General features: G+C 70.5%; 14 protein-coding genes and 1 pseudogene. 2 read left to right on the forward strand and 13 right to left on the reverse strand.

Going from position 1 to position 16,352, the window contains the following annotated elements:
- Positions 1 to 57: 57 nt before the first annotated feature.
- On the forward strand, positions 58 to 351 hold the full coding sequence (locus ACFYZZ_RS37010) for a hypothetical protein (protein WP_389185887.1): 294 nt from the start codon (positions 58 to 60) through the stop codon (positions 349 to 351).
- 83 nt (positions 352 to 434) lie between these two features.
- Here the strand turns inward: ACFYZZ_RS37010 and ACFYZZ_RS37015 are convergent, their stop codons facing one another.
- The 4 genes and pseudogenes from ACFYZZ_RS37015 to ACFYZZ_RS37030 all read right to left on the reverse strand — a co-directional run.
- Positions 435 to 785, reverse strand: a complete 351-nt coding sequence (locus ACFYZZ_RS37015) for a hypothetical protein (RefSeq protein WP_389185890.1) — start codon at positions 783 to 785, stop codon at positions 435 to 437.
- A 10-nt stretch (positions 786 to 795) separates the two neighbouring features.
- A complete protein-coding gene (gene ctaD, locus ACFYZZ_RS37020) occupies positions 796 to 2,511 on the reverse strand; it encodes a cytochrome c oxidase subunit I (protein ID WP_389185893.1) in 1,716 nt (571 codons plus the stop codon).
- A gap of 237 nt (positions 2,512 to 2,748) precedes the next feature.
- The gene (locus tag ACFYZZ_RS37025) at positions 2,749 to 3,402 is read right to left on the reverse strand and encodes a vitamin K epoxide reductase family protein (RefSeq protein WP_389185896.1); all 654 of its coding nucleotides are present in this window, start codon (positions 3,400 to 3,402) and stop codon (positions 2,749 to 2,751) included.
- Between the two features lie 104 nt (positions 3,403 to 3,506).
- A pseudogene (locus ACFYZZ_RS37030) lies at positions 3,507 to 3,989 on the reverse strand (hypothetical protein); the annotation flags it as partial.
- A gap of 365 nt (positions 3,990 to 4,354) precedes the next feature.
- Here ACFYZZ_RS37030 and ACFYZZ_RS37035 point away from each other — a divergent pair.
- A complete protein-coding gene (locus ACFYZZ_RS37035) occupies positions 4,355 to 4,603 on the forward strand; it encodes a pyridoxamine 5'-phosphate oxidase family protein (RefSeq protein WP_389185899.1) in 249 nt (82 codons plus the stop codon).
- Between the two features lie 264 nt (positions 4,604 to 4,867).
- On the opposite strand, the gene ACFYZZ_RS37040 is transcribed toward ACFYZZ_RS37035, so the two are convergent.
- The 9 genes from ACFYZZ_RS37040 to ACFYZZ_RS37080 form a co-directional block, all read right to left on the reverse strand.
- A complete protein-coding gene (locus ACFYZZ_RS37040; protein WP_389185902.1) occupies positions 4,868 to 5,164 on the reverse strand; it encodes a hypothetical protein in 297 nt (98 codons plus the stop codon).
- Complete coding sequence (locus ACFYZZ_RS37045) at positions 5,152 to 5,973, reverse strand: condensation domain-containing protein (RefSeq protein ID WP_389185905.1); 822 nt, start codon at positions 5,971 to 5,973, stop codon at positions 5,152 to 5,154. Before ACFYZZ_RS37045 ends, ACFYZZ_RS37040 begins: the two co-directional genes overlap by 13 nt.
- 129 nt (positions 5,974 to 6,102) lie before the next feature.
- Positions 6,103 to 7,512 (reverse strand): phytoene desaturase family protein, encoded by a 1,410-nt coding sequence (locus ACFYZZ_RS37050; RefSeq protein ID WP_389185908.1) that lies wholly within the window; start codon positions 7,510 to 7,512, stop codon positions 6,103 to 6,105.
- Between the two features lie 316 nt (positions 7,513 to 7,828).
- A complete protein-coding gene (locus tag ACFYZZ_RS37055; RefSeq protein ID WP_389185911.1) occupies positions 7,829 to 10,213 on the reverse strand; it encodes an ATP-binding cassette domain-containing protein in 2,385 nt (794 codons plus the stop codon).
- A gap of 234 nt (positions 10,214 to 10,447) precedes the next feature.
- Complete coding sequence (locus tag ACFYZZ_RS37060; RefSeq protein WP_389185914.1) at positions 10,448 to 11,407, reverse strand: SDR family NAD(P)-dependent oxidoreductase; 960 nt, start codon at positions 11,405 to 11,407, stop codon at positions 10,448 to 10,450.
- A gap of 53 nt (positions 11,408 to 11,460) precedes the next feature.
- On the reverse strand, positions 11,461 to 12,225 hold the full coding sequence (locus tag ACFYZZ_RS37065; protein WP_389185917.1) for a class I SAM-dependent methyltransferase: 765 nt from the start codon (positions 12,223 to 12,225) through the stop codon (positions 11,461 to 11,463).
- Positions 12,226 to 12,314: 89 nt separating this feature from the next.
- A complete protein-coding gene (locus ACFYZZ_RS37070) occupies positions 12,315 to 13,520 on the reverse strand; it encodes an aminotransferase class V-fold PLP-dependent enzyme (protein ID WP_389185920.1) in 1,206 nt (401 codons plus the stop codon).
- On the reverse strand, positions 13,517 to 14,845 hold the full coding sequence (locus ACFYZZ_RS37075) for a pyridoxal-phosphate dependent enzyme (protein ID WP_389185924.1): 1,329 nt from the start codon (positions 14,843 to 14,845) through the stop codon (positions 13,517 to 13,519). Before ACFYZZ_RS37075 ends, ACFYZZ_RS37070 begins: the two co-directional genes overlap by 4 nt.
- Complete coding sequence (locus ACFYZZ_RS37080) at positions 14,842 to 16,314, reverse strand: Y4yA family PLP-dependent enzyme (protein WP_389185926.1); 1,473 nt, start codon at positions 16,312 to 16,314, stop codon at positions 14,842 to 14,844. The genes ACFYZZ_RS37075 and ACFYZZ_RS37080 overlap by 4 nt, the downstream gene beginning before the upstream one ends.
- Positions 16,315 to 16,352: the final 38 nt, after the last annotated feature.

Genomic DNA, 16,352 nt, shown 5'->3' on the forward strand with positions numbered 1-16,352 from the left:
CCGCGGGAGGGTGAGCGGTGGGTGTGCCCGTACCCGCCCATGAAGAGGAGCCGCCGGATGCCCCGTCTCGCGTACTACGCCGCCGTCGTCTGTGGACTGACCGCCACCGCTGCCGCAGTGTCCGTTGTCCGAGGCGCGTGGGTGGTGGCCATCGCCTGGATCCTGCTGACCGGGCTCACCTCCAACATGGCCTGGTACATCCACCGGCGTCCGACCGGGGGCAGGATTCTCCGCGCGGCCGGTTCCGGCGGCCTGCGGGCTTCCGACGGGCCGGGCCTCGTGCCGGATGCGGCACGTGCGGGGTGCACGGGCACCGGGGCGTGCGGTGTTTGCGTGAAGAGGATCTGCTGACGGTCGCCGGTGCCTCTCCCGCTCCGGGGCACCGCGGCCGACCATCGTTTCCCCGGTGCGGCTTCCTCGCGCGTCGTGACTCGTCAACGCATCAGCAGCAACGAATCGACGAAGACAGCAGCGGCTCCCAGGGCCAGGGCAGCGGCGAAGCCCCGGCGTTTGAGGCAGTCATAGCGCTGCTGGTATTCCTGGCGGAGCTGTAGTGCGCGTTGGGCCGTGCGGGTGATGGCCGCCCGGGAGAGGTCGAGCTGGCGACGGGTGAAGAGGTCGACCACCTTTTCCCGCTGAGCGGTTGTCAGCCAGTCGAGTTCATCGGCAAAGGATTCGGCTTCCGCGCGGGCTCGCTCGATCTCACCCTGCCACAGCAGGTAACCCTCCATCCGTGCGATACCGGCCTGGACCGAATCGTCGTTCGCCGCCATCTCGGCGCTCATGGCAGGACCCTCACCTCTGCGGCCCCGCCGGGAACTGGTGCTCCTGCTCCTGCATCGCGATGTCGGGGTGATGCAGGTCGAACGCCGGGGATTCGCTGCGGATCCGCGGCAGGGTGAGGAAGTTGTGCCGCGGCGGCGGGCAGGACGTCGCCCACTCGAGGGAACGACCGTAGCCCCATGGATCGTCGACGCCGACCGGCTTGCCGTACTTGGACGTCTTCCACACGTTGTAGAAGAACGGCAGCATCGACAGACCGAGCAGGAACGAGCCGATCGTCGAGACCGTGTTGAGGGTGGTGAATCCGTCGGCTGCCAGATAGTCGGCGTAGCGGCGCGGCATGCCCTCGACGCCCAGCCAGTGCTGGACGAGGAAAGTGGTGTGGAAGCCGACGAACAGCGTCCAGAAGGTCATCTTGCCGAGCCGCTCGTCCAGCATCTTGCCCGTCATCTTCGGCCACCAGAAGTGGAATCCGGCGAACATCGCGAAGACCACCGTGCCGAAGACGACGTAGTGGAAGTGCGCGACCACGAAGTACGAGTCGGAGACGTGGAAGTCCATCGGCGGCGAGGCGAGGATCACGCCGGTCAGACCGCCAAAGAGGAAGGTGACCAGAAAGCCGGTCGTCCAGAGCATGGGTGTTTCGAAGGACAGACTTCCCTTCCACATGGTGCCGATCCAGTTGAAGAACTTCACACCGGTCGGCACCGCGATCAGGAAGGTCATGAAGGAGAAGAAGGGGAGCAGCACACCGCCGGTGACGTACATGTGGTGAGCCCATACCGTCGCGGACAGACCGGCGATGGAGATGGTCGCGGCGATCAGTCCCATGTAACCGAACATCGGCTTTCGGGAAAAGACCGGGATGATCTCGGAAACGATGCCGAAGAACGGCAGCGCGATGATGTACACCTCTGGATGGCCGAAGAACCAGAAGAGATGCTGCCACAGCAGGGCCCCGCCGTTTGCGGCGTCGAAGACGTGGGCGCCGAACTTGCGGTCCGCCTCCAGGGCGAAGAGTGCGGCCGCGAGGATCGGGAAGACCAAAAGGACCAGCACGGCCGTCAGCAGCACGTTCCAGCAGAAGATCGGCATACGGAACATGGTCAAGCCGGGAGCACGCATGACGATGATCGTGGTGACGAAGTTGACCGAGCCCAGGATGGTGCCGAAGCCGGAGAACGCCAGCCCCATGATGCCCATGTCGGCGCCGACGCCCGGCGAGTGGACCGCGTCCGACAGGGGTACGTACATGAACCAGCCGAAGTCGGGGGCGCCCTGCGGGGTGAGGAAGCTGGCCGCCGCGATCAGCGAGCCGAAGAGGTACAGCCAGTAGGCGAACATGTTCAGCCGCGGGAACGCCACGTCGGGCGCGCCGATCTGCAGCGGCATGATCCAGTTCGTGAAGCCGGCGAACAGCGGCGTCGCAAACATCAGCAGCATGACCAGGCCGTGCATCGTGAAAGCCTGGTTGTACTGCTCGTTCGAAATGATCTGCTGGCCCGGGCGGGCCAGCTCGGCGCGCATGAGCAGCGCCATCACGCCACCGATCACGAAGAACGCGAACGATGTGATCAGATACAGCGTTCCGATCGTCTTGTGGTCCGTGGTGGTCAACCACTTCACGGCCACGTTGCCCGGCTGGCTGCGCCGTAGCGGCAACTCGTTCTCGTACACCTCCTCCGGTGCTGCAGCGGCGGCGTCCTGAGATCCGTTGGAGATGCTCACAGTTTTGTTCGTCTCCGAGATTCCGAAAAACATTGACCGACATCGCGGCTGCGCGAGCGGCGTCGTTCCGACGCGACGCTACTGGCACTCGGGCCGGTAACAACCAGGCTCACCGGCCATCGCCATTCGTCACAACTGGAACTCATCCTTTCGGTGGCCGGAGGCCCCGCCTGCCGCCGGGATGATATGGCGATATCAGCCGACGCAGCGGCGGACTTTGTACGGTCGGCGATGCGCTCAGAGCAGTGTCTGCCAGTAGTCCCACCAGCGGGTGGCGATCAGCATCACGATGGCCAGGTACCAGGTGACCGGTACCACCCAGTGGAACTCCAGTACCCCGGCCACCACCACGCGCGGCGCGCGCAGGATGCCGTGGCTCAGGTTGTGCGCTGTGGTGTACCAGAACATCGCGATCGTGGCCGCCCAGGCCAGACAGCACCACAGGCACAGCGCGCCGATCTCGTACAGCGCCTGGCTCATCAGCCACATGCAGAATCCCGCGCCGAACAGCGTTCCTGCGTTCAGCCCGAGCCAGAACCAGCGCCGGAAGCGAGCCCCGGCCAGCAGCGCGAATCCGACGGCCACCACCACCGGGTAGGTGAGCAGGCCCAGCAGCGGGTTGGGGAATCCGAACACGGACGCCTGGGCGCTGCGCATGACGTTCGTGCAGGACAGCACCGGGCTGAGGTTGCAGGAGGGCGAGAAGTGCGGGTCCTGCAACAGCTCGAACTTGTCGATGGTGATCACGAAGGAGGCGAGGATGCCGAGCGCTCCGGACACGATCAGCAGCCAGGCGAAGGCACGCGAACTGGTCGCGCCCTCCGGTGTGATCTCTCCTCGTCGTCCGTCCTTCCTGGTGAGGTGGTGCGCGGTAGCGGTGGTGCCGGTCATCGTGGTTGGTCCGCCTTGCCAGTGGTCCGAGTGGGCGCCGGGCCCGTGGTGGTCGACAGAGGGCTGATGCCGCGTAGGCGGCGACCGGCGGCGGGCGCCGGTCCACCGGGTATCGCCTCGCGGGCAGCTCCCTCAGGCCACACGACCTCGACCGGAACGCCACGGGCGCGGGCGTACGCCACGAGATGCGCGGTGGCGTCACGGCCGTTGGAGGGCGAGCCGTCCCACACGGCCAGCAGCTGCCGGCATTCCGCGATCGTCCGCTCGTCCGCGCCGACACACGCGTCCCGGTCGTCCGGCTCGTACGCCAGCAGACGCATCCACCGGGCGAGGGACACCAGCTCCGCGACCGCCACCCGGTCTCGCTCCGGCAGCAACGCGGGCACCATCCCCTGTGTGGGCGTCACCACGACCAGCTCCCGCCCCGTCGCCCGGACCGCCCGCCCGAACGCCACCGGCGCACCGGCCCCTGCCCGCACCAGCGCCGACCTCTGCGCGGGCAGCCGCTCCAGCGCCGCCCGCAGCTCGGCCTCCACCAGCTCCAGTGTGTCCGGGGTCAGATCGGCGTGCCCGATCGCCGCGATCATGTCCGCACTCGCCTCTCCGTCATACGGCGCTCTCCCATCCGTCGTGCTACGCGGTCCCACCCGGGCCTCGCCCGTGAGCGGGACCGCCTCGCCGAGCGCAGGGGCGAGGCCGAAGCCCCACGGGCGGGACCGCTGGATCAGTGAAGTCAGTACGTGCAGCGGTTAACAAGGGCCGAACGGCCCTGGCACACCCTGTTCGAGACGCTTTCCATGGAGGCCATCAGACCTGCTGGCCGCGGCCCCCGGCCCCGTGCGGCGGACAGGTATCGCCGTACCCGAAGGACAGCCCTCGATGGCATCCCAGCGCCGCAGCCTCGAACTGTCCCCCGACGAGGCCCTGCGCCTGCTCGGCAGGCGCAGGGCCAGTGGGGCGGATCATCTTCACCCGGCACGCGCTGCCCACCGCCCGCCCGGTCGACCATGTCCTCGACGACGGCGCCATCATCATCCGCACCCACGAGGGCGCCGCACTGGTCTCGCACGCCCGGCAGAACGGCGACCGCGAAGTGGTCGTCGCCTACGAGGCCTACGGCATCGACCCGGCCGGAGGACGCATCCGCCCCGACCTGATCACCGGCATCCGGCTGGTCGCGGCAGACGGCGGGGAGCCGTGAAGGCCGGCGCGCGCTGCGAGGCGACCGCTGAGGGCTCGGGCGGAGGAGAAGATGTACTCCCCCCGAGCCGTTCGCTGCGCCCGGAACCGCGAACCGGGCACAGCGGACCACCCTCGGGTGGTCCGCATCCGGGCCCAGTCAAGCCGACCCCATCCCACGCGCGAAAGGGCCGTTCGGCCCCTGGAACCTTCGTGGGCCCTTCCAGAAACCCGCCCCTGTGCCACCCGGCGCGCGAGAGCGCACGGAGGCCGTGCGGTTCTGCGCCTATGCGGGGACACGGCTCCATGTCCTCGTCGAGGAAGTAATACCGCGCGTTGTCGATGGGCCGGCCGTAGGGAATGCTCCGCCAGTCCGGATCGAGGGGTCGGCGACGACCTGCTCCACCACGCGCACGAACCGCGCCGCAATCTGTTCCACCGTCGAGCGGTCGAAGAGGTCGGTGGCGCACTCGATCTCGCCCATCACCGACCCGTCGGACTCGTCCGGCGCGAGGTTGAAGAACAGGTCGAACTTCGCGGTGCCGGTCGGGATGGGTTCCATCGACACCGTCAGGCCGGGCATGTCCGGTTCCGGCGGCACGTTGTTCTGCCATGCGAGCACCACCTGGACAGCGGGTGGTACGCGGCCGACCGTTCCGGCCGCAGGAACTCCAGCAGTATCTCGAACGGGACGTCCTGGTTCTCGTACACCGCGAGCGCCTTCTGCCGTACCTGTTCCAGCACCCGCTCGAACGACGACTCCGCGGACAACCGGACCCGCAGCACCCACGAGTTGACGAAGAACCCCACCAGGTCGCTCAGCGCCTCGTCGGTGCGGCCCGCGATCGGCGATCCGACCGCCACGTCGTCGCCGCTGCCCATCCGGTGCAGCAACGCGGTCAGCGCGGCCTGGAACACCATCGACGCCGTCGCGCCGTGGGCGCGGGCCATCGCCTCGATCCGCGTCCGTGTCTCGGTCGAGAGGCCGATCTCCACCGATCCGCCCCGGTGGCTCGCCGCCTCGGGCCGGGGCCGGTCCAGCGGCAGCGGCAACGGCTTCGACACCCCGGCGAGTTCCTCGCGCCAGTACGCCGCATGGTCCGACAGGAGGCTCTCCGGGTCTGCCAGGTCGCCCAGTTCCTCCCGCTGCCACAGCGTGTAGTCCGCGTACTGCACCGGCAGTTCGGTCCGCTCCGGCTCACGGCCGGCCACCCGCGCGCGGTACGCCACGGACACGTCCCGCGCCAGCGGTGCCAACGACGCACCGTCACCTGCGATGTGATGGATCACCAGCACCAGCAGGAACTCTTCGTCGCCGCTCTGGACGAGGCTCCCCCGCAGCGGTACGTAGGCGGACAGGTCGAACCAGCCGCTCGTGACCGAGGAGATCATCGTTAGGCCGACTCCGGTGATTGGCCACCGAGGTGAAAGAAGTCGGTCAGAGATTGCACAGCGGAACCGGAAGGCCTGACCAGAGGTCCACACCCGGTGACGGGGCGGCCGTGGCCCACGGGTCGTCGGTCACAGCGCTTCCAGCGCGGCTCGGGCGGCATGGTGGCCGCACATCCCGTGCGCCCCGGGGCCCGGCGGGGTCGCCGCCGAGCAGAGGTAGTGACCGGGGAGCCCGGTGGCGTATGGATCGAGGCCGAGGCGGGGGCCGAAGAGGAGTTGGGGGATGTTCTTGGCGCCGGTGAGGATGTCGCCGCCGACGTAGTTCGGATTGTGGGTGGAGAAGGCGGAGGTGGGGCGGGTACTCATGCCGACCACGCGGTCCCGGAACCCGGGGGCGAACCGCTCGATCTGGGCGATGATCGCCTCGGTGGCGTCGCCGTCGTAGCCGTGCGGCACATGCGCGTAGGTCCAGACCGGGTGCACGTCGCCGACCGAGCGCTGCGGGTCGGCCAGGTACTGCTGGCCCACCAGGACGAACGGCCGCTCGGGCATCCGTCCGGCAGTGATCTCCCGTTCCGTGAAGGCCACTTCGGAGAACGGGCCGCCGAGGTGCACCGTGCCCGCCCGGCGCGCCGGCAGGGCGGACCAGGGCACGCCGCCCTCGACCGCGAAGTCCACCTTGAAGGCGCCGGGGCCGTGCCGGAACCGCCGGTAGGCGCGGGCGACGCGCGGCGGCAGCCGGTCGCCGAGGATGTCGGCCACCGCCCCGGGCGCGAGGTCGAACATGGTCACGTCGGCGGGCGGAAGGTCCGCGGCCGACCGGACCCGCACCCCCGTCTCGATCTTGCCGCCGAGATCGGCGAGCAGGGCCGCGAGGGCGTCGGTGATGGCGCGGGAGCCGCCTGCCGCGACCGCCCAGCCGTGCCGGTGTCCGGCGGTCAGGATGCCGAGGCCGATGCTGGAACTCATCGGGTGGTGCAGCGGCTGGAAGGCGTGGGCCGCCACTCCGCCGAACAGCGCCCGGGCCTCCTGTGTGGCGAACGTGCGTGCCAGTGCCGCGGCGGGGAGCAGGGCCGGGAGCCCGAACCGGGCGAGCCGGACCGGGTGACGCGGCACCCGGAGCAGCGGGCCCATGACGTCCTCCGCCAGGATGTCGAAGGCGGCGGCGGGTCCGTCGAACAACCGCCGCCACCGCGCCCCGTCCCGGCCCAGCGCGGCCGCGGTGTCGCTGACGGAGCGGTACAGGACGCCGGCCGATCCGCCGTCGAGCGGATGCGCGCAGTCGACGTCCGGCAGCCGCCACTGCAGGCCGTACCGGCCCAGGTCCAGCTCGCGCAGGAACGGCGAGCCGACCGCCATGGGATGCACCGCGGAGCAGTGGTCGTGCAGCAGTCCGGGCACGATGGCCTCGCCGCTGCGGGTGCCGCCGCCGATCTCGTCGGCGGCCTCCAGGACGGTGACCCGCAGCCCGTGCCGGGCCAGGGTGACGGCGGCGGCCAGCCCGTTCGGGCCGGCCCCCACCACGATCGCCTCACTCATGAGCCGCCGCCGGTGCGGGAGTCGCCGACGCGCAGTGCCGGCGTACGGGGACAACCGCCTCGTCCTCGGCGGGCCACCATGTCGGCGACGGTCACACAGCCCTCCTCGATCGGCCCTGTGGCCGCATCCACGATGCGGTGGCGCCGGCCACGGTCTCTCCGTCGCGGACATCGTAGGCGTCCACGCCGTCGAGGGCGCGCCCGTGGCTGTGCGGGGACCTCCAGGCGGTCGTGGAGGCTGGCGAGCCGGTCGAGAGGCCTGGGTGATTCCGGGAGTCCTGCACGCCGAGCATGCGCGCCGCCCCGTCGACGCGCGGTCAGGCGCCGACGTAGGCCGCGAGGTGTTCTCCGGTGAGGGTGGAGCGGGCTGCGACGAGGTCGGCCGGGGTGCCCTCGAAGACGATCCGGCCGCCGTCGTGGCCGGCACCGGGGCCGAGGTCGATGATCCAGTCGGCGTGCGCCATGACCGCCTGGTGGTGCTCGATGACGATGACCGACTTGCCGGAGTCGACCAGTCGGTCGAGCAGGCCCAGCAGCTGCTCGACGTCGGCGAGGTGGAGGCCGGTGGTCGGCTCGTCGAGGACGTAGACACCGCCCTTCTCGGCCATGTGGGTGGCCAGCTTGAGCCGCTGCCGCTCGCCGCCGGAGAGGGTCGTCAGCGGCTGGCCGAGGGTGAGGTAGCCGAGGCCGACGTCGGCGAGCCGGTCGAGTATGCGGTGCGCCGCCGGCGTACGGGCCTCACCGGCCGCGAAGAACTCGCCGGCCTCGGTCACCGACATCGCCAGCACCTCGCTGATGTCCCGGTCGCCGAGGCGGTACTCGAGCACCGAGGCGTCGAACCGCCTGCCCTCGCACTCCTCGCAGGTGGTGGTGATGCCGGCCATGATCGCCAGGTCGGTGTAGATGACGCCGGCGCCGTTGCAGGTGGGGCAGGCGCCCTCGGAGTTGGCGCTGAACAGGGCCGGCTTCACGCCGTTGGCCTTGGCGAACGCCTTGCGGATCGGGTCGAGCAGTCCGGTGTACGTCGCCGGGTTGCTGCGCCGCGAGCCGCGGATCGCGCCCTGGTCGACCGACACGACACCCTCGGCGGCGGGAATCGACCCGTGCACGAGCGAGCTCTTGCCGGAGCCGGCGACGCCGGTGATGACCGTCAGCACCCCGAGCGGGACGTCGACGTCGACGTCCTGCAGGTTGTTCGCCCGCGCGCCGCGGATCTGCAGCATGCCGGTGGGCCTGCGCACCGAGTCCTTGACGGCGGCCCGGTCGTCGAAGTGGCGGCCGGTGACGGTGCCGCCGGCCCGCAGCCCCTCGACGGTGCCCTCGAAGCAGACGGTGCCGCCCGCCGCGCCGGCGCCTGGGCCGAGGTCGACGACGTGGTCGGCGATCGCGATGACCTCGGGCTTGTGCTCCACGACGAGCACGGTGTTGCCCTTGTCCCGCAGGCTCAGCAGCAGGTCGTTCATCCGCTGGATGTCGTGGGGGTGCAGGCCCGTCGTGGGCTCGTCGAAGACGTAGGTGACGTCGGTGAGCGAGGAGCCGAGGTGGCGGATCATCTTGACGCGCTGGGCCTCGCCGCCCGACAGCGTGCCCGACGGCCGGTCCAGCGACAGGTAGCCGAGGCCGATCCGGACGAACGAGTCGAGGGTCTCCCCCAGCGCCGTCAGCAGCGGCTTGACCGACGGTTCGTCGAGACCGCGGACCCATGCGGCCAGGTCGCTGATCTGCATCGTGCAGGCGTCGGCGATGCTGATCCCCTCGATCTTCGAGGACCGGGCCCCCTCGCTGAGCCGGGTGCCGTCGCAGTCGGGGCAGGTGGTGAACGTCATCGCCCGCTCGACGAACGCGCGGATGTGCGGCTGCAGCGCGTCGATGTCCTTGGACAGCATCGATTTCTGGATCTTGGGGATCAGACCCTCGTAGGTCAGGTTGATGCCCTCGACCTTGATCTTGGTGGGCTCCTTGTGGAGGAGGTCGTGCAGTTCCTTCTTGGTGAACCTGCGGATCGGCTTGTCCGGGTCGAAGAAGCCGCAGCCCTTGAAGATACGGCCGTACCAGCCGTCCATGCTGTAGCCGGGGATCGTCAGCGCACCCTCGCTGAGCGACTTGCTGTCGTCGTACAGCTGGGTCAGGTCGATGTCGGTGACCGTGCCCCGGCCCTCGCAGCGCGGGCACATGCCGCCGGTGATGCTGAAGCTGCGCTGCTCCTTGACTGTCTTGCCGCCGCGCTCGACCGTGACCGCACCCGCGCCGCTGATCGACGGGATGTTGAAGGAGAACGCCCGGGACGAACCGATGTGCGGCTGCCCGAGCCGGCTGAAGAGGATGCGCAGCATCGCGTTGGCGTCGGTGGCGGTGCCGACCGTGGAGCGGGGGTCGGAGCCCATCCGCTGCTGGTCGACGATGATCGCGGTCGTCAGCCCTTCCAGCACGTCGACGTCGGGGCGCGCCAGCGTGGGCATGAAGCCCTGCACGAAGGTGCTGTAGGTCTCGTTGATCAGCCGCTGCGACTCGGCGGCGATCGTGTCGAACACCAGGGAGCTCTTGCCCGAGCCGGAGACGCCGGTGAAGACGGTCAGCCGGCGCTTGGGGATCGCGACGGTGACGTCCTTGAGGTTGTTCTCACGCGCGCCGTGCACGCGGATCAGTTCGTGGCTGTCGGCAGCGTGCGGCGCAGGCGACTGCGTGTCCGTCCTCTTGGCCATGCTTCTCGTCACTCCATCCCTCGGGCGGGCCCGCCTTCACGGTCTCCACCGGTGCCGCCTGGCCGGATCCGACCGGCATAGAGCGTAACGTCCGATTTTCCTACGCCGGACGACACCCGTGGCGGCCACGGTAGCCGCGGCTCCGCGACCGGCGCTTCTCCATTCCTTACCGGTCCGGTGACGACCGCGAGGCGGGCCTCGGTGAGGGATCCGAGGCGGGCCTCGGTGAGGGATCTAAGCCGCGAACGCGTCGACGCCCGTCAGCTGCGCCGACAGTGCCCACAGACGGGCCGCCTGCTCCGGGTCCGTCGCCCACGCCTTCACGCCCAGGCGCTCACCCTCGGGGGCGGGATCGGCGATGTCGCAGTCCTCCAGGTAGACGCCGCCGAGGCCCTCCAGCTGGGGTGAGGTAGCCGCCCACACCTGGGTGGCCGCACCCTGCTGCGGGGACTTGAAGCCCTCGGGGTTGAGCACGTTGCCCTGTTCGTCGATCCAGCCGGCCTCCACCATTTCCTCCTTGGGCAGGTGGCGCTGGAGCGGGGTGATGATGCCGCCGGGGTGGAGTGCGAAGGCGCGCACCCCCTTCTCCCTGCCGAGCCTGTCGAGGTGGACGGCGAACAGGACGTTCGCGGTCTTGGCCTGGCCGTAGGCCTCCCACTTGTCGTAGCCCTGCTGCCAATGGATGTCGTCCCAGCGGATGCCGGAGAAGTGGTGGCCGCGGGAGGAGACGGAGACCACGCGGGCGCCGCCGGGTTCGATCGCCGGCCAGAGGCGGTTGACCAGGGCGTAGTGGCCGAGGTGGTTGGTGGCGAACTGCGCCTCCCAGCCGGGTCCGACCCGGGTCTGAGGGCAGGCCATGATCCCGGCGTTGTTGATCATCAGGCCGACGGTGCGTCCGGAGGCGAGGAACCGCTCGGCGAACGCCCGCACGCTCTCCAGGTCGCCCAGATCGAGCTGGTCCACCTCGACCCGGTCCAGACCCGCGAGCGCCTCCCGCGCGCGGTCCGGACGCCGCGCCGGTACGACGACCTCGGCCCCCGCCCTGGTGAGCGCCCGGGTGGTCTCCAGCCCGAGCCCCGAGTAGCCACCGGTGACGATCGCGAGCTTTCCGCCGAGGTCGATGCCTTCGAGAACGTCGTCGGCCGTACTGTCGGCCCCGAAACCCGAACCGATCTTGTGCTGTGCAGTGCTCATGTCCGGAACGCTACGAATTCGAGCACACTCGAAGTCAAGCCGGACCAGGCTGATCAGCGGATCGCCACGACCACATAGCTGTCGCCGTACTGCCAGACGGGCCCGGCGTGACCGAAGCCCGCCTGCCGCAGGAGCTGTACGTGCGCGGACAGGGAGAGCCGGGCGGCGTTGTCCGTTCCCGTCGGGGGGCGGCGGGCCTGGTGTTCGGTGTAGAGATCGGTCATTTCGGGGTCCTCGGCGATCGCCGTCCACCAGGAGGACCAGTCCTCGTGCGCGAAGGCCCGTCGGCGTTCCGCTCGGCGGAGTCCGATGTGCCCGGCGATCTGGGCGAGTTGGGGGTCGTCCTGGGGGAGGTGGTCGCCGTTGACGAGGATGCCGCCGGGGCGCAGGAGCGAGGCCAGTCGGCCGTAGGTGCGGCGCAGGGTTTGCGGGCTCAGGTAGTGGAGGGCCGTCGTCGAGACGGCCGCGTCGAGCGAGCGGTCGAGGTCCAGGGCCTCGGTCCAGCCGTGCTCGCCGATGACCGTGTCGACGTAGCGGGCCGCGTCCGCGTGGTGGGTGCGGGCCAGCTCCAGCAGGAGCGGGTCCCGGTCCACCGCCACGATGTCCGCGTCCGGGAGCCGCCGGGCCAGACGGGCCGCCAGCGATCCGGGGCCGCAGCCGAGGTCGACGATCAGCGGCCGGTGGGCAGCGCTCGCGGCGATGTGCTCGACCATGTCGGCGATCACCGTGAAGCGCTCCTCACGGTCGACGGCGTACCGCTCCTGCTGCCGCTCCCACCGCCGCACCCATCGCTCGGCCGTTGCCAGACTCAGCCCCATACGGTCGTGCCACCTTGCCGTCTCGCCCCTGATTCCTTCGCAGAGGCTACAGCTGACAACGGTTTCCATTCTCTTATCGGGGGCTGATATCACCCGAGGGTGGCAAGGACCGACAGCAGCCTGTCGATCTCCTCCCTGCTGTTGTAGACGTGCAGGCTCACCCGTACCGAGTCGGCCTTCTCCCCCGCGCTGCCCTGGCAGTGGCTGTCGGAGCGGACCATGAAGCCGTGGCTGAAGAGGATGAACCCCAGGTCGCCCGAGTCGATGTCGCGGTGCCGGAAGGTGACGATGCCCTGGCGCTGCTGTACGGGTGAGTCGGCGGCGACGCTCGTCCGGCAGCCGAGGATCTCGTAGGCGTCCAGGTGGCGCAGCCGGTCCGTGAGCCGGGCCGCCAGGGCGACCGTCCACCGCTCGATCCGGTCGGGCCCGGCGGCCTCCAGCCAGTCCAGCGCCGCGGCCAGGGAGGCGATGCCGGCCGTGTTGGGCGTGCCCGGCCAGCCGCCGGGGGTGAACGCCGCCCCGCCTGCCTGGCGCGCCCAGACGGCCCCCGAGCCGGGCAGGGCCATGGCCTTGTGACCGGAGAAGACGACGAAGTCGACGTCCAACTCGGCCACAGACACCGGCAGATGACCGACGCTCTGGGCGGCGTCCAGGCAGATGACGGCGTCCGGGCCCACCGCCTCGCGGATGCGGTGGATGTTCATGTTCCCGCCGTAGACGTGGTGGACATGGGTCACGGCGACGAACCGGGTGCGTGGCCCGGCGAGGGACGCCAGCGCCGTGTGGTCGTAGTCGCCGGACGCCTGCTGGTACGGCATCGGAAGGACGCGGACCCGCACGCCCTGGCCGGCCAGCTGCTGCCGTACCTCCAGCCAGGGTGAGATGTTGGCCTGGTGGTCGGCGACCGGGACCACGATCTCGTCGCCGTCGGCGAGGAGTTGGGGCAGCCAGTCGCGGGCGATCGCGCGCAGCCCCTCGGTGGTGCCGCTCGTGAAGTGCACGGCGGACCGCTCCGGGTCCGGATCGCCGAGGAACCGTTTGACACGGTCCCGGGTCTCCTCGACCAGGGCCGTGGTCCTGTTGGCCCACGTGTAGGTGCCGCGCCCGGCGTTGGCGTTGGTCGTCGTGAGGTAGGCCTGGACCGCGTCGAGTACGGCCTGCGGCTTCTGCGCGGTGGCCGCGCTGTCGAGGTAGGCCAGCTCCGGGTGCCCGGTGATGATGGGGAACTGGGCGCGCAGAGCGCTCAACTCCGCGCTGTCGGACGGCTCTTGAGTACGGATCCCGGGTGCGGTCATGCCGCTCGGTCCCGTACCAGGGGTGCGCCGGCGTCGCGCCAGGCGATGATACCGCCGGTCAGGCTGCGGACCTCCGGGTGCCCCATACGGGTCAGCAGCGCGGCGTAGCGGGCGGACTTCTCGCCGACCGGGCAGGCGAGCAGCACCGGGCGGTTGCGGCTGAAGGGCAGGCCGCCATGGACCAGTTCCTCGAACAGCTCGTCGACGATGTTGACCGAGCCGTCGATGTGCAGGGCGGCGTACGCGGAGGGGCTGCGCAGGTCGACCACGAGCGGCCGGCCGGTGGCGATCCACGCCTGGGCCTCGGCGACGCCGACGGCCGGAGCCTCGCGCATCTCGGTGTCGGACACGTCGGCCGGTGAGTTCCTGCGGCTGGGGCGGCCGAACAGGTCCGGGCGCCGCCGGCGGACGTAGCTCAGGTAGCTTTCGACGCGGTCGCAGACGATGAAGACGGCCGACTGCCGCTCCGTCAGTTCGCCGTCGGCGGCCCGCAGTCGGCGGAGGGCGCCGAAGTAGGCGGCTCCGCCGGTGGGGCCGGCCAGGATGCCGCACCGGCGGTTGAGCGTCAGCATGCCCTCGATCGCGTCGTCGGCGCTCACCGCCTCGATCGTGTCGTAGGTGCCCGGGTCGAACAGCCCGACCTCGCGCGCCTCGTCGATGGTGCGGATGCCGGGGATGAAGTCTGACTTGTCCGCGACCAGTCCGACGACCCGTACGGCGGGGTCGTGTTCGCGCAGCGCGCGGGCGACGCCGGTGGAGGAACCGGCCGTGCCCACGCAGGCGATGAACCAGTCCGGGGCCCGGCCGTCCAGGTCCTTGACGATCTCCGGGCCGGTGCCGGCGAGGTGGGCCTCGGTGTTGCGCGGGTTGAAGTACTGGTCGGTGTGCAGGAAGGCACCGCCGGGTTCGGACAGCGTCCGGTGGAAGAGGGTGAGCGGGTCGTCGGTGGCGGTCGGGTCCAGGCACTCGCTCTGGCCGGGCAGTTCCTCGATCTCGGCGCCGAGCAGCAGCAGGAGGTCCTTGATCTCCGGGATGCGCATCCGGTTGGTGACGCTCTTGAAGGTCAGGCCGTGCATCCCCGCGAGGACGGCCAGCGCCTTGGCGGTGTTGCCGCTCGACAGCTCCACGACCTGCCGGCCGTCCTCGGCCGCGGCCCGCAGGTGGGGACGCGCCATGTTCCAGGCGGCCCGGTCCTTCACCGATCCGAACGGGTTGAGCAGTTCCAGCTTGGCGTACAGGTCGATGTGGGTCAGACCGTGTACGGCCGGGTCGATGCGCACGAGCGGAGTGTTGCCGATGGCCTCGGTGATGCTGTCGTACCTCACTGCGCTCCTCCCACGGAGGTGGTCGGCCAGTACTGATCGTCCAGGCACCAGCGCCACGAGCCGCCGTCCTGCCAGGCGGCGACCTTGCGCGCGACGGGCCGGCGCTGGGCGCGGGTGGCGTGGAAGTCCATGCAGTAGGCGGCGGTGTTCACGAAGGCCAGCAGGTCGCCCGGTTCGGGGCGGCGGGGCAGGAACACCGTCCGCCGGGTGATCAGGTCGGCCTCCAGGCACAGGCTGCCGAAGAGATGGACGGCGACCGGCTCCGCGGCGGGGCCGGTGCGTGCCGGGTCCCGCGGGAGGACCAGGGGGTCCATGAGGACGCCGTGCGCCTCAAGGGCGATGTCGTCGGCCTTCGCCTCCAGCTGTACGAGCAGCTCGCCGCCGGCCTCCTGGGTGCGGACCTCCAGCACCCTCGCGAGGGTCAGCCCGCACTGGTCCAGCAGTGCCCGCCCGGGTTCGGTGTGCAGGTCGTAGAGGTGCTCCAGCAGCAGGCCGGCCAGCGGGCGGCCGCCGAACGACGCGGCGGGGTGCGCGAGGAGTTCGTCCAGGTACCGCGCCCCGGCGACTGGCCGGTGCGCGGGGTAGAGCCCGAGCGCGCCGCGCAGGGTGCCGGCCTCGTTGCGCAGCCCGTAGCCGTGCCCGCCCCAGGTCAGGGGTGGCCGGGTGCCGAGGACGGCGGCGGTCAGCTCGGTCGTGTACCGCTCCCACTGCTCGCGGTCGGCAAGGTAGTTGACGCCGAATCCGCCGCCGATGTCCACGGCCGACGGCCGCAGTCCCCGCTCCCGGCACTCCTCCAGCACGCGCAGGCAGCTTTCGAGCGCCGTGGCCTTCTCGTCGAGGCTGGTGGTGTCCAGGTGGTACGCCACTCCCGCCGGGTCGAGGACGTCACGGTGCCGCTCGACCGCCTCCAGCAGCGGCTCCAAATCCCGTACGGGTGAGCCGAACCGGCTGCGCCGGCTCAGCACCCGCACCCCGGCGGTCTCGAACCCCGACAGCCGCAGCAGGACGCGGGCCCGGGGCAGGGCGTGCTTGCGAACGAGGGCGGCGAGCTGCTCCAGCTCGTCGCGGCCGTCGACGCCGACCGTGACCGACGTCCGCGCGGCCAGCCAGAGGAACTCCCTGTTCTTCGGTCCGGTGGCGGTGATGCGGTCGGGGGTGAATCCGGCGCCGAGCGCGTGCTGCAGTTCGCCCAGCGATGCGACGTCCACGCCCGCGTCCGTGGCGGCCAGCCGCCTCAGCAGGGCACTGGACCGATGGGCCTTGTGGGCGAAGAAGACCTGGCCGGAGAGGTGATGCCGGCGGTACACCGCTCGGAACCGCTCCAGATTCGCGGCCGTCTGGTCGGGAACGACCGCGTGCAGCGGCGACCCGAGCGCGTCCACGAGTGTGTGCAGCAGCTCGCCGGACTCCGCCAGCGAGCGCAGCCGCGGTTCCAGCCGCGGACGGAGAAACAGGGGCTGCCCGCCCATGCCTGGTCCCTCCCCCCGTACCCAGGCCCGGCACCCCG

Source organism: Streptomyces sp. NPDC001816 (assembly GCF_042892235.1).
GTDB lineage: Bacteria > Actinomycetota > Actinomycetes > Streptomycetales > Streptomycetaceae > Streptomyces.

What these genes read in the sequence shown, in the direction of transcription:
- ACFYZZ_RS37010 (WP_389185887.1), top strand. Translation starts at nt 58, where the DNA reads ATGCCCCGTCTCGCGTACTACGCCGCCGTCGTCTGTGGACTGACCGCC.
- ACFYZZ_RS37080 (WP_389185926.1), bottom strand. Translation starts at nt 16,314, where the DNA reads ATGGGCGGGCAGCCCCTGTTTCTCCGTCCGCGGCTGGAACCGCGGCTG.
- ACFYZZ_RS37070 (WP_389185920.1), bottom strand. Translation starts at nt 13,520, where the DNA reads ATGACCGCACCCGGGATCCGTACTCAAGAGCCGTCCGACAGCGCGGAG.
- ACFYZZ_RS37060 (WP_389185914.1), bottom strand. Translation starts at nt 11,407, where the DNA reads ATGAGCACTGCACAGCACAAGATCGGTTCGGGTTTCGGGGCCGACAGT.
- ACFYZZ_RS37025 (WP_389185896.1), bottom strand. Translation starts at nt 3,402, where the DNA reads ATGACCGGCACCACCGCTACCGCGCACCACCTCACCAGGAAGGACGGA.
- ACFYZZ_RS37065 (WP_389185917.1), bottom strand. Translation starts at nt 12,225, where the DNA reads ATGGGGCTGAGTCTGGCAACGGCCGAGCGATGGGTGCGGCGGTGGGAG.
- ACFYZZ_RS37050 (WP_389185908.1), bottom strand. Translation starts at nt 7,512, where the DNA reads ATGAGTGAGGCGATCGTGGTGGGGGCCGGCCCGAACGGGCTGGCCGCC.
- ACFYZZ_RS37040 (WP_389185902.1), bottom strand. Translation starts at nt 5,164, where the DNA reads ATGCCCGGCCTGACGGTGTCGATGGAACCCATCCCGACCGGCACCGCG.
- ACFYZZ_RS37045 (WP_389185905.1), bottom strand. Translation starts at nt 5,973, where the DNA reads ATGATCTCCTCGGTCACGAGCGGCTGGTTCGACCTGTCCGCCTACGTA.
- ACFYZZ_RS37015 (WP_389185890.1), bottom strand. Translation starts at nt 785, where the DNA reads ATGAGCGCCGAGATGGCGGCGAACGACGATTCGGTCCAGGCCGGTATC.
- ACFYZZ_RS37055 (WP_389185911.1), bottom strand. Translation starts at nt 10,213, where the DNA reads ATGGCCAAGAGGACGGACACGCAGTCGCCTGCGCCGCACGCTGCCGAC.